The following is a 15,180-nucleotide window of genomic DNA, read 5'->3' as shown; positions in this document are numbered from 1 at the left end:
ACATATGTTATTTTGACCAAGACTATATTGTAAATGAGGTGACAACATGCCCATTACGAATCGATTTTCTACCACCACTAACGGCGCACTCGCTATTACTGGAAATACTTTAGGCTTAAGCAAAATTAGTAATCAAAACCGTGCTGGTACAATCGGGGCAATTGGTGCATTCGCAACTACGAATACTGCTTTACAAGTACCTACTTTTCCTGCTGGTACAACGTTAAACTATACACAAAATAGTTCTACCGCTATTTTAAATATCCCTGCTGGTAGTACTATTCTTTACGCAGAACTCGTTTGGGGTGGAAACTATTTATCTCGTGATCAAAACATTACGAGTGTATTAGGAAACCCAGTTTCTTTTACAACACCTGTTTCAACATACTCGATTACTCCTTCAGCTGTTACGGCTTCAAACCAAACATTCGTTTCAAACTCTATTACATTTGGCTTTTACACTCGTTCAACAGACGTAACAACCCTTATTCAAGCGGGAGGTGCTGGTTCCTATACTACAGGCGCGGTTCCTGGACTTGTAGATCCTATAGATGCTTCTAATGGAACAATTAATTCGGCTGGATGGACGCTTATCGTCGCTTATCAAAACGGGACATTGCCAGCAAGAAACTTAACCATTTATGTAGCGGGTAACCGTGTTTCTGCTGATACCGGTAGTGCCGATGTAGCTGTTTCTGGATTTTTAACACCTTCAGGAGGACCTGTAAGCGGGAGATTATTTTTAAGTTCTATTGAAGGAGATGCAGATTTAATAGGGGATCAAGCATTATTTGGACCAAATTTCAGTTCATTAAATGCTTTATCTGGGCCAAATAATGCTGTAAATAATTTCTTCGGTTCTCAAGTTAATAATGCTGCAGGAAATTTAGATACAACTGGGACATTTGGAACGCGAAATCAAAGTGCTTCTACAGGTACAAACATCTCCGCTGGAAGACAGGGCTGGGATATTACTTCTATTGATATTTCTCCTTATTTAACAAACTCACAAGTATCCGCCGCAATCCGTTTAACTACTAACGGAGACGCATATATGTTGAATACAGTAGGCTTACAAATTAATATAAACTCACCAAATATACAAGCAACGAAAAGCGTAAATAAAAGTGTTGCTGCAATTGGAGATATTCTCACTTATACAGTTACTATCCCTAACACTGGACTTCTTCCTGCCAATAACGCTATTTTTATAGATAGTCTCCCTAACGGTACTTCTTTTATACCCGGCACTGTAACAGTAGATAACGTACCACAAACAAATGCAAATCCCGCGGCTGGTATATCACTTGGAACAATTAATAATGGTGCTTCTCGCACAGTAACTTTCCAAGCTACTGTCGTTTCTCTTCCAAGTCAAAATCCTATCTCTAACACTGCTAATATTACATTTCAATATACACCAATTGCCGGAGGAACAACTTTTAACGGTCTTGCAACAAGCAACTCTGCTGGAACACAAATTAACCTGGCAGATATTAATGGAACAAAATCAGTTAACAAACTTTTTACCGATATTGGTGAAACATTAACTTACAGTATTGCCTTAGCTAATATAGGAAATATCGCTGCAACAAATGTTATATATACGGACCCGATTCCTAGCGGGACTACTTTCATTCCAGGGAGTGTAACTGTGAACGGAGTTACTCAAGCTGGCGCAAATCCCGCTAATGGTATATCAATTGGATCAATTGCCGCAAATTCTACTACTACTATTTCATTTCAAGTATTCGTTCCTTCTATCCCCCAAACAAATCCAATATTAAATAGTGGTACAACAACATATCAATACATTCCTGTACCAAATCAACCTGCAGTAAGTGGGACTGATACGACCAATATCGTATCTACTCAAGTGAATAACGCCACTGTAACAATGGCAAAAGCAGTAGATAAAAATTTCGCAGATATTGGTGATACACTAACGTACACCGTTTCCTTTACAGGTACAGGTAATACAAATGCGAACAATGTTATTTTTACAGATATCATTCCTACTGGAACAACTTTTGTTCTAAACAGTTTAACAATAGATGGCACGACACAAGTGGGCGCAAATCCCGCTACCGGCGTGAACATTGGATCCATCCCAAGCGGCACAATAAAAAATGTTGTATTTCAAGTAGTAGTAAACACAATACCCGCGTCAAATGTCGTATCTAACGGATCAAGCGCTTCTTATCAATATACCGTCAACCCTAGCCAATCTCCCGTTACAAAAAACATTTCTTCTAATCTCGTTTCCACTCAAATTAACAATGCGAATTTAACATTAACAAAATCAACTAACAAACAATTTGCCACAATTGGCGAAACGATAAGTTATACAATCCTTATTACAAACAGTGGAAATGCAGCCGCTAATAACGTTCAACTAACAGATCCACTTCCAAACGGAACGATATTGACTCTTGGTACTGTAACACTAAACGGGGTTTTGCAGAATGTAGATTCTCTCGTTGCTTTACCTATCGGCACAATTCCTGGTGGAGCTACTTTTACCTTATCCTTTCAAGTAACAGTCATTAACATCACTGCCCAAAATCCTATCATTAATAACGCTTTCGCCTCTTATATTTACACTGTAAATCCAAGTTTGCCACCGACTTCAAAAACAGCAAATTCTAATTCTGTTACATCAACAATTAGACTAGCAAATCTCCACGTTAATAAATCTGTAGATAAAACGTTTGCGGAAGTTGGTGATGTATTAACTTACACCTTTGCCCTTACTAACGATGGAAATGTTGCAGCGAACAATATATTACTATCTGATTCAATTGCGAATGGAACCGCCTTTGTCCTAAACAGTGTTATAGTTAACAGTGTTACTCAGCCAGGCGTTACACCAGCTAGCATCAATATTGGTAGCATCAATGCTAATACTACAATTACAGCTTCATTCCAAGTAGTAATAACTAGCATTCCAAATCCAAACCCTATTTCAAATAGCGCTTCCATCTCCTATAACTTTATCGTTGATCCAAACACTTCACCTGTAAGTAAGAACACTACTTCAACCACTACATTTACTCAAGTAAACGATGCAAATGTCATTTCAGCCAAAACAGTGGATCGAGAGTTCGCTACCGTAGGGGATATATTAACTTATACTGTTACTTTGACGAATGCAGGAAGTGTTTCTGCTGATAGCCCTACTTTCGTAGATACGAATCCAGACGGTACTACCTTTATTCCAAACACTTTTCTTATTAATGGTGTACTTCAAAATAACGCAGATCCAAATATAGGTGTTCCGCTACCTTCCATTGCTGCTAACGGTTCACTTACCGTCTCTTATCAAGTAACCGTCACCTCTTTACCAACACAAAATCCAACATTAAATTCATCTAGTACACAGTATAGCTTTATTTTAAATCCGGGCGATCCACCAACTATAGAAACATCTGTAAGTAACACTGTAAGTACACAAATTAATTTAGCAAATGTCGTTATTGTCAAAGAAGTAGATTTAACTATCGCCGACGTCGGGCAACCAATCACATATACAATTTCTTTAGCTAATCTTGGCAATACTACAGCAAATAATGTTATTGTTACCGATATAATCCCTAATGGCACCACTATCGTTCCAAATAGTATTTTTATAGGTGGTGCTTTACAACTAGGTGCAGACCCTAGTGCCGGTCTTCAAGTGGGCTCCATTCCTTCGGGTGGTTTTACAACGATTGTGTTTCAAATAAGTGCAAATGGGCTACCTTCACCAAACCCAATTCAAAACAGCGCTGCACTTCAATATAGCTTTATCGCTGATCCAAACTTACCTGCTCTTGTTAGAAACACTGCTAGCAATATAGTAACTACACAAATTAATACTGCTAATATCGTTGCTACAAAACTAACGAGTACGAACTTCGCTGATGTCGGTGATGTCATACTATATGCGACTATTTTAACGAATAACGGGAATATCCCTGCTGCTAATGTAACATTTACAGATATCATTCCAGCGGGTACCCTCTTCATTCCTAATACTGTAACGATTAATAATGTCCCTATAGCTAATGCAAATCCTGCTAACGGCATTTCGATTGGTACGATAGGAGCGAATTCATCACGCACTGTTGCATTCCAAGTTTTTGTACCAACTATCCCTGCTGTAAACCCAATTACAAATCAATCAGGCACAACATTCCAATATACGTATGATCCATCCAAACCAGCTGTAATGCAGATGGTTGCTTCTAACACTGTACAGACAACTATTAATAACGCCTCAATTGCCGCTACTAAATCGGCAGATAAACAGTTTGCTAACGTAAATGATATTATTACGTACACAACTACTTTAACGAATAACGGGAACACACTTGCATCAAATGTAATATTTACAGATGTAATTCCAAACGGGACATCGTTCATTCCTAATAGTGTTACTGTAAACGGGAATACACTGCCTAATGTCAATCCAGCAAGCGGAATTGCAATCGACCCAATAAATTCGAATGCAAATACAATCATCTCATTCCAAGTACAAGTAAATTCTATCCCGAACCCAAATCCAATCCCGAACCAAAGCAATACAACGTACCAGTATGTCGTAGATCCTAACTTACCTCCAGCATCCGCCAATACGTTAAGTAACGTAATAACAACTCAAATTAATAACGCTACTATTGTCGCTACTAAGTCTGTGAATACACCGACAGCTGCAATTGGTGATATTGTTACCTATACGATTGCAGTAACAAATACAGGTAATATCCCTGCTAGTGCAACTGTTTTAACAGATGGGCTTGGCGCAGGAGCTTCATTTATCCAAAACTCCGTAACTATCAATAATGTTCCACAACCAGGATTAGATCCATCACTTGGTGTTCACTTGGCAGATATTTCGCCAGGAGATACTGTATTCATTACTTTTCAAGCACAAATTTTAGCGATACCACCTAGTGGCACATTAACAAATAATGCTCTTGTAAATTATGAATATACCGTGAACCCAAACCAATCTCCTGCTGTTGGTAGCACCGTAACAAATACAACAGTTACACCAATTATTGACGCTACTTTAGTAATAAATAAAAGCGCTAGTACAACTTTCGCTACAATTGGTGATACAATTACATTCAATTCATCTATTACAAACACCGGAAATACTATTGCGAACAACATTATTTTTACTGATACAATTCCAAACGGTACTACCTTTATCCCAAATAGCTTTAAGATAAATGGTGTAACCGTTCCGAATGCAAATCCACAAAACGGTATCAATATTGGTAACTTGAATTCAAATGCATCTGCTACACTCAGTTTTCAAGTAAACATTACAACACTTCCAAACCCGAATCCCATCCCGAACAAATCATCGCTTCAATATAGCTTTATTGTAGATATAAATGAACCGCCAGTTTCCCGAACAGTTCAATCTAATAAAACTTTTACACAAGTAAATACTGCTTCTGTTATCGCAACAAAAACTGCAAGCAGTGCTTTTGCTGCTGTTGGAGATACAATTACGTATACAACTACCCTCACCAATAGCGGAAATACTACCGCAAACACACCTGTTTTTATCGATATATTACCACCTGAACTTTCATTCGTTCCTGATAGCGTACAAATTAATACCATCCCACAACTTGGATTTAGACCAGATAGCGGGATCTCTTTAGACTCAATTCCAGTTGGAGGAACGACAACAATTAGCTTTCAAGCTATCGTTGGCTCAATACCAGCTACCAATCCAACTTTGAACCAATCTAGCACAACATACTTGATCATTGTTGATCCTACCCAGCCGCCTGTGACAGAAACAGCTACAAGTAATCCAACTTTAGTTCAAATTAACGAAGCAATTATTCAAGCAACGAAAAGTGTGGATCGACTATTTTCTGACGTAGCACCTGGAAATTCATTTTTAACGTATACTGTTTTATTGGAGAATATAGGAAACGCAACTGCTACGAATATCATTTTTACAGATCCAATTCCAAATAATACAGTGTTTATAGAGGATAGCGTTCGAGTAGGCGGGGTTTTATTACCTGGGGTAAATCCCGCGAATGGGATACCAATTGGGGATATTATTGCAGGAGATTTTACAAACGTTACCTTCCGTGTGCAAGTAGTTAGCATTCCAAATCCAATTTTCACAATTGGACCTGGGGGGCCAAACTCACCAGTTGTAAACGGAGCTTCCATTGATTATCAATTTATGACAGGACCTAATTTACCACTCGTTTCAAGAAATACGACATCTAATCCCGTTTCGACACAAATAAATTCTGGGGAAATTGTGGCAATCAAATCTGTAGATAAAACTTTCGCGACAATTGGCGATACAATTTCTTATACGATTACATTAAATAACCCTGGAAATGTCACTTCACAAAATATAATTTTCACAGATATTTTACCTGACGGAACAACATTCATATCTGGCACTCTTACAAACGATTCTGGTACACAGCAAATCGGAAATCCAGCTAACGGGATTCAGATTGGAAATATAAACCCAAATGGAACGGCCGTTATTACCCTCAACGTACTTGTTACAAACATTCCAAGTATAAATCCAATTTCTAATTTTAGTTCTGTACAATTTGCACATGTGGTCGACCCTAGCCAACCTGCCGTATCACAAACGAATGTATCTAATACGGTTTCGACAACTATTAATAGTGCAATTTTATCAACCAAAAAAACTGCTGATAAATCTATAGTTTCAGTTGGAGATACAATTACGTATACAACTACTATTACAAATACAGGAAATACAGCCGCAACGAATATTACTTTCACAAGCGCTATTCCAGCTAGCACTACTTTTATGCCAAATTCAGTCACAATAAATGGCGTTCAGCAGTCTGGTGCACAACCAGCACTTGGAGTCAATATACCAAATATCGCACCAGGTGAAACAGTAACTGTTACTTTCCAAGTAAATGTTATTTCTGTTCCCCCTTCAAATTCGATTATGGATAATGACACAATTTTATATTCTTATGCTGTTGATTCTAACAGCGCTCCTGCTACTACCTCTACTTCAACAAATATTGCTACAAATCCTGTATTAGATGCTATGATAACGATGGTAAAATCGGTCGATCAAACACTTGTAACACTAGGCGATACCATTACCTATACGACAATTTTAACGAATAACGGCAATACAAATGCAACGAATATTACTTTCACGGATCTTATACCAAATGGTACAACATTTATTACCGATAGCGTTACAATAAATGGACTCACACAAATTGGATTGAATCCTAATACAGGCATAACGATTGGATCAATTGCCCCTAACAGCTCAATATCTATAGCATTTCAAGTTAACGCTACTTCTACCCCTGTTCAAAATCCTATTGCCAATTCCGCTACTGCTTCTTACACATTTATCGCTGATCCAAATGCACCGATTGTTTCAAGAAATGTTACTTCAAACACAACGTTTACTACAATTAATACTGCTACCATTCTTTCATCGAAACAAGTTGATAAAGCTTTTAGCCACACCGGAGATACACTCACTTATACTGTCACTTTAACAAACAATGGAAATTCCTCCGCACAAAATGTTATTTTCACAGATGCTATGTCGAGCGGAACGACATTTATTACAAATTCATTTTCTATTAATGGAATTCCTCAAAGTGGTGCAGATCCAACAAACGGTGTAAATATTGGGCCGATAACAGCTGGGGCTACAGTAACTGTTTCATTCCAAGTAAATGTGACCTCATTACCAACCCAAAACCCAATTGTAAATTTCTCATCAACATCGTACCAATTAGTCTCACCACCTGATGCAGAAACTTCTATTAGTAATCCTGTTTCAACACAAATTAAAGAAGCAATATTATCTATGACGAAAAATGAAAGTGTATCCTTTGCAGATATCGGGCAAACTGCTTTTTATACTACTTCTATTACCAATGTAGGCAATTCCGATGCAACTAATATTGTATTCACAGATGCATTACCAAGTGGACTCACATTTGTTCCTAACACATTAACGGTCGATGGCGTTTTACAACCGAATGCGAATCCAAATACAGGCGTATTACTTGCAACACTTCCACCAAATGAAATATATAGTATCGTCTTTCAAGTTACGGTGAACAGCATCCCACCTATTAATCCTGCACCAAATACAGCAACAACGACGTATGAATTTACTGTTGATCCTGTTAATCCTCCCATTTCAAGTGCAGCTACTTCCAACACTACACTTCTTCAAATAAACAACGCAACTATTATTAGCACCAAAACAGCAAATCTTACTTTTGCAGATGTTGGTAATACAATAACATTTACACTTAACCTTCCTAATACCGGGAATGTGACCGCAACTGATGTAACTATTATCGATATTCTTGATAGCAATTTAAGTTTCGTTCCAAATAGTTTCACAGTTAATGGGCAAACCATTCCAAACGCCGATTTATCAACTGGTGTAAATATTGGTTCCATTAATGGTGGTAATACGGCAATCGTTACATTTCAAGCAACTGTTATTACACTTCCAACACTTAATCCCATTTCTAACTCTGCTTCTACCACATATCATTATGTCGTTGATCCTAGCCAACCACCTATTACAATTTCCAATCAATCTAATACAACGACAACACAAATTAATAGCGCTATCCTTACTGCACAAAAAAATTCAAATGTATCTACGGTAGATATCGGGCAGGATATTACCTACACCGTTACAATTACAAATAGCGGAAATGTGAGTGCAACGAATGTTATTTTTACCGACCTTATTCCAGACGGAACTTCCTTTGAACCGAATAGCTTTACACTGAACGGAACTAGCATCCCAAATGCAGATATCATTACAGGCGTTCCAATCGGTGATATCGCGCCAAACGAATCTGTCATCGTAGCATTTCACATTATCGCCAATGAAATTCCACCTATAAATCCAATTACTAATCAAGCTAGCGTTAGCTTTCAACATATCGTTAATCCAGCTAATCCTCCAGTTTCAAAAAATATTATTTCTAACAACGTTACAACAAAAATTGAAAGTGCTATTTTAAATACTATTAAAATAGGAGATAAAACTTTTGCAACGATTGGTGATACGATTACGTATACAACGACTATTACGAACACAGGCAATATTCCTGCTAACAACGCTATATTCTCAGACCCTTTACCATCGTGGACACAATTTGTTGCAGGATCAGTTATTGTTGATGGCACTCCATTACCATCCGCTTCGATTATTAACGGTGTTGGTATAAATACAATCAATCCAAATCAAACTGTTACAATCATATTCCAAGTACAAATCATAAGTAATCCAACAACGTTCACACCTGAACTCCAAAACTTAGGATTTGTTAACTTCCAATATAACGTAGGCAATGCATTACTGGCTCAGCCTGGCAATGTGGAAACGAATGTCTTCGTTACTTCTATTAATACAGCCATACTTTCAGCTGTAAAAACTGCTAATACAGCCTTTGCAAATATTGGAGATACGATCACTTATACAGTTTCGATTCAAAATAACGGCAATACAAACGCTACGAATGTAAATTTCTCAGACCCAGTTCCAACTGGAACGACCTTTGTTGAAAATAGTTTTGCTGTAAATGGAAATACCATTCCAGGCGCAAATCCAAATAACGGAGTTAATATCGGAACAGTTAGCGCAGGTAGTTCCTTAACCGTTACTTTCCAAGTCATAGTTACATCAACTCCACCTTCAAATCCGATTACAAACGTAGCATCTATTCAATACGCATTCATCGTTGATCCGACCTCTCCTCCTGTTACAGGCACAATAAATTCTAATAGCGCTTCAACACAAATTAATAACGCGACTGTTACAACTGTTTTACAAGCAAATCGTTCAATTGTATCTATCGGGGATATAATTACGTATACAGCAACATTAACGAATACTGGAAAATTCCCTGCAAACTCTGTATTACTCATTAACGGAGTTCCTGAAGGAGCATTATTTGTTCCAAATAGTGTTACGCTCAACGGGATTTCACTTCCAGATGCAAGTCCAACTCTCGGTATTCCAGTTGGTATTATCGCACCAGGTGATTCCGCTACTATTACGTTCCAATTTCTTGCAAGTTCTATTCCACCGCAAGGAGCGATTATAAATCAAGCACTTACAAGTTACACGTATATTGTCGATCCAAGTCAACCTCCTGTTACGGCAACATCCTCGTCTAATACGGTTAATACAGCTGTTGTTGATGCATCGTTATCCGTAATTAAAAGTACAGATTCTCTCGTACAATCTACTGACGGTACAATCACTTACACAGTAGTCGTTCAAAACAACGGAAATACTACTGCAAATACAGTTACTTTAACAGATTTGGTCCCAGAAGGAACTGCATTTATTCCGAATAGCGTAACTATTAATAGTATTTCCGTTCCAGGTGCCAATCCTAACGTAGGAATACCATTAAACTCCATCGCACCGTCAGAAAACGTCACTGTAACATTCCAAGTTATCGTTCAATCTATTCCAAGCGTGAACCCAATTTCTAATACAGCCCGTATTGACTATACTTTTATCGCCGATCCAACTGCCCCTATCATCTCTCGAACAATTACGTCTAATCCTGCTTTCACACAAATTTCGGATGCGACTATCCTTTCTTTAAAAGGAGTCAATTCACAACAAGCAACAACAGGTGATATTTTGACTTACACAATAACACTAGAAAATACCGGAAATATTCCAGCTACTAATCTCATATTTTCAGATACTATCTCCCAAAATACTACATTCGTAGAAAATAGTTTTACACTTAACGGAACAACTATACTTGGTGCTAATCCAAATGTAGGTGTTACTTTACCTACCCTAGCAGCAAACGCTACTCATCTTATTTCGTTCCAAATTCTTATTAACGATTCATTCTCGCAAGAATCGATTACAAATCAATCCAATACAACATATACAATCCAACCAGACCCAGGGCAACCGCCTATTACTGAAACATCTACTAGTAATATCGTCATTACAAATTTCGTGCAAGCACAATTGACAATTACTAAAACATCCAATCCAACAACTGTAGATATCGGTGGAACTATACTTTATATTTCTGAAGTGAAAAATATCGGTAATGTTGACGCAATAAATATTAATTTCACAGATTTTATTCCAGCTGGGACTACATTCGTTCCCGATAGTGTCACAATTAATGGTGTCCTTCAGCCAGGTGTAAATCCTGAAAACGGAATACCGATTGGAACAATTCCAGCAAACAGTTCCAAAACGATACTATTTCAAGTGCAAACAAATAATCCACCTACTGAAACCGAAATTGCAAATCAATCTTCAGCAACTTACCAATATGTAAGTATTCCTACAGCCCCACCAGTAAATCGCTCTGCAAATTCTAACATTGTTACAACATCACTTCAAAATGCAAATATTATTTCTGTTAAAAGCGCGGATGTAAATTTCATATCAATCGGGCAAATTATTACCTACACAAATACACTACAAAATATAGGAACCGTTCCGGCTAACAATACCGTGTTCATTGATAACATTCCAGAAGGTACTATATTCATTGAGGATAGCTTAGCAATAAATAATGTAACTCAGCCTGGCGCTAATCCTGAAAACGGAGTAACTCTCGGCACGATACAACCAAATGAAACAGTCACTATTTCATTCCAAGTACAACTTACAAATATACCAGAGGGCAATACAGTCATTAATATTTCAGACACTTCGTACGAATACCAAATTGACCCTAGTTCTCCAATTATTCAGCGTAGATCGTTATCAAATGCAGTAAATACTGAAGTGCGAACGGCAAATGTTAGTGCAATTAAATCCGCTAACAGATCCATTACACGTATCGGTCAAATCATCACATATACAGTCGCAGTTACAAACGCCGGTACAATACCTATTACAAATACTCTCCTACTTGACGCAATTGCTGCTGGCACCACATTCGTTCCAAATAGCATTCTTGTAGATGGCGTACCAAGACCTAACGAAAATCCAATTACCGGTATCAATCTTGATTTAATTCTTCCAAATAATACAATTATTGTTACGTTCCAAGTAAGTGTAGTCTCTATACCGCCACAAAATAACATTAATAATATCGCCGTCATTCACTATGAGTATCGACCAGACCCAAGCGGACCACCAATTTCAGAAACAACCTCTTCCAATAGTACAAATATACAATTTATTGATGCTATTCTTATTGCTACAAAATCTGCTAATACTGTATTAGCTAACATTGATGAAACCATTGAATATACAGTATTCATTCAAAATAATGGATCGACTACAACTAACTCCATCTTTTTTACAGATACTATAGCGGATGGAACAGTATTTATTCCAGGAAGTGTAATAGTTAACAATACTGTACTTCCTGCAGCAGATCCGAATATCGGCTTTTCCATTCCTAATGTCGCAGCAGGTCAAATGGCTACAATAACATTCCAAGTTTCCGTTACGAATTTACCTGCTGTAAATCCAACACCTAATACTGCAAACATCGTCTACGACTTTATTTTCAATCCTGACTTTGCACCAATTCAAAAATCTACTACTTCCAATACTACTTTCGTTCAAATTAATGATGCTGATATCGTTTCACTTAAAACTGTTGATTTGACCTCTGTAACAATTGGTGACATTTTAACTTATACAACAACTTTAACGAATACAGGGAATACGGATGCCACTGCTGTTGTATTTACAGACAATATACCCGATGGAACAACCTTTATTGACGGTAGCGTTTTAGTAAATAACATTCCTCAGCTTAACGCCAATCCAGGTGCAGGTATACTTGTAGGAACGATTGCTCCTAATATTTCTATCCCAGTCACATTTTCTGTTACTGTCGTAGCTCTTCCTGCTAGCGGCCATGTTCAAAATCAATCAACTTCTCGTTATACAATAAACGTGGAAAAACAAATATCGACTAGCAATATTACCTCCACTGAAGTTATTTCTGCTAATGTAATTGCGACAAAAACAACGCCTATCCAATATGCTGACCTACAAACTATTATCCCTTATACCATTTCCATTACAAACAATGGGAATATACAAGTAGAAAACATTATTGCTTCAGATGTCATCCCAGTAAATACGAGCTTTATAGAGAATAGTGTTATCGTGAACGGCAACGCTCGGCCAAATGACAACCCTCTTAACGGTATACAAATTGATACCATTCCACCTAATACGACAGCAACTATTCTATTCCAAGTACGGGTTACTTCGATTCCACAAACAAATCCAATCTCTAACACGAGTACAATTAAATATGAATACACGGTACCAGATCGACCACCTATTACCGAAACTATTATTTCATCAGCTGCCGCAACAGAAATTAATCACGCAAATTTGAATAGTAATAAAGCTGTTGACCTTGCATTTGCAACGGTTGGTGATACGTTAACATATACGATTACACTAAATCAAACCGGTAATGTTGCAACAAATGATGTGATCATTCAAGATATTATTCCTCAAGGTACTACGTTTATAGAAAATAGCGTCATTGTAAACGGAGAAACTCTTCCAGGAGCGAATCCAGTAAGCGGCATACCACTTGGTACTATAACTATTGATGGAAATGCTATCGTTTCATTCCAAGTAACTGTGACTTCTATTCCAACACCAAATGAACTAAACAACAACGCAATTACTACTTTTAACTATATAGTCAACCCAAATAACGTACCTGTTACAAATACGACTACAACAAATACCGTCACAACTACTGTCCAAAATGATAATGTCATTGCCATAAAATCTGTTGATGTAACGAATGCCTTACCTGCTCAAACTTTGACGTATACAATTACGATTACGAATAGCGGTAATGTAACGATTGAAAACCTTCTTGCCATAGACACCGTACCAATAGATACGACTTTTGTTGCTGGTAGTGTTACGATTAACGGAATCAATCAGCCTAATGAGAATCCTGAAAATGGTATTACGTTAGGAAATCTTGCTCCTAATGACTCTGTCTTTATTACGTTCCAAGTGACAATATCTTCTTCTACTCTTCAACCTACAATTAATAACGATGCTTCTGTTTCCTATACCGTTATCATTGATCCAACAAAACCACCTATTACAATTACAAAGCAAACAAATACCGTTACAACGGCAGTCATTGATCCGATGGTTCGTATTGAAAAAACAACTGACAAATCTATTGTCGTTATAGGAGATATCATTACATTCACATTAGCGGTATTTAATCACTCCCCAATTCCGACAATCAGCACTTCTGTTATAGACACAATTCCAGCTGGTACAACATTTATAGAAAACAGCGTAACAATTAACGGTACTCCCGTTCCAAATGTTCGTCCAGACACTGGTATTAATATCGGCTCTTTACCTGCAGATTCAGTAGCAACTATAACATTTCAAGTCCTCGTAACTTCTATTCCTTCAAACAGTACAATTATAAATTCTGCAACAGTTACCGCTGCCTTTCAATTGACACCACAGGATCCAATTATTACTTTCATTGTTAATTCAAATATCGTTCGTATACCAGTTCAATTTATAACTACAACAGTCACGAAAAATGCTTCCGTCAGCTCTGCTTATTTAAATCAATATTTTGATTACACGGTGCGCATTACAAATACTTCCAAAATTTCACTCTCAAATATTTCATTACAAGATACTATTCCAGCAGGTTTACAATTTATAAACGGCACTGTCTTTATTAACAGTGAACGCTCTCCACTAGCGAATCCGAATATCGGTTTCCTAGTCGCTACTAATTTGGAACCAAACGAAACAATTATCGTGTTATTCACAGTACAAGTAATAAGTCCACCTGTTAATAATGAATTTAAAAATACGGCCAATATTTCGTTACAACTTCAAGTCTCACCTACCGACCCACCAATTACAGTAACCGTTACAAGTAACGAAAACATCGTCACCTTTGTTCCAGAAAATCCAGATGAAACACTTCCAAATTTAAATTGCTTCTTTGACGGTGAGCGCTTCATTCGTATTACTCCTCGAAATGTACGAAATTACCTTTGGACTTGGATTTGGTGGAAGTAATTGAAACAAAAAAGAGATTGTAGTTTGGTTGAAACCAAATTACAATCTCTTTTTCATTACCTATATTCCACTACGTTGTAACTCGTCCAATGATATACGAT

General features: G+C 37.4%; 1 protein-coding gene. It reads left to right on the top strand.

What is annotated here, in order from left to right:
* Positions 1 to 46 precede the first annotated feature (46 nt).
* Complete coding sequence (locus tag MHH27_RS08425; RefSeq protein WP_340942199.1) at positions 47 to 15,079, top strand: DUF7507 domain-containing protein; 15,033 nt, start codon at positions 47 to 49, stop codon at positions 15,077 to 15,079.
* Positions 15,080 to 15,180 lie beyond the last annotated feature (101 nt).

Source organism: Bacillus sp. FSL L8-0152 (genome assembly GCF_038006365.1).
GTDB classification, from domain to species: Bacteria; Bacillota; Bacilli; order Bacillales; family Bacillaceae_G; genus Bacillus_A; species Bacillus_A cereus.
Note: the sequence above shows the minus strand (reverse complement) of the source record. Positions and strands in the feature narration are given on the sequence as shown.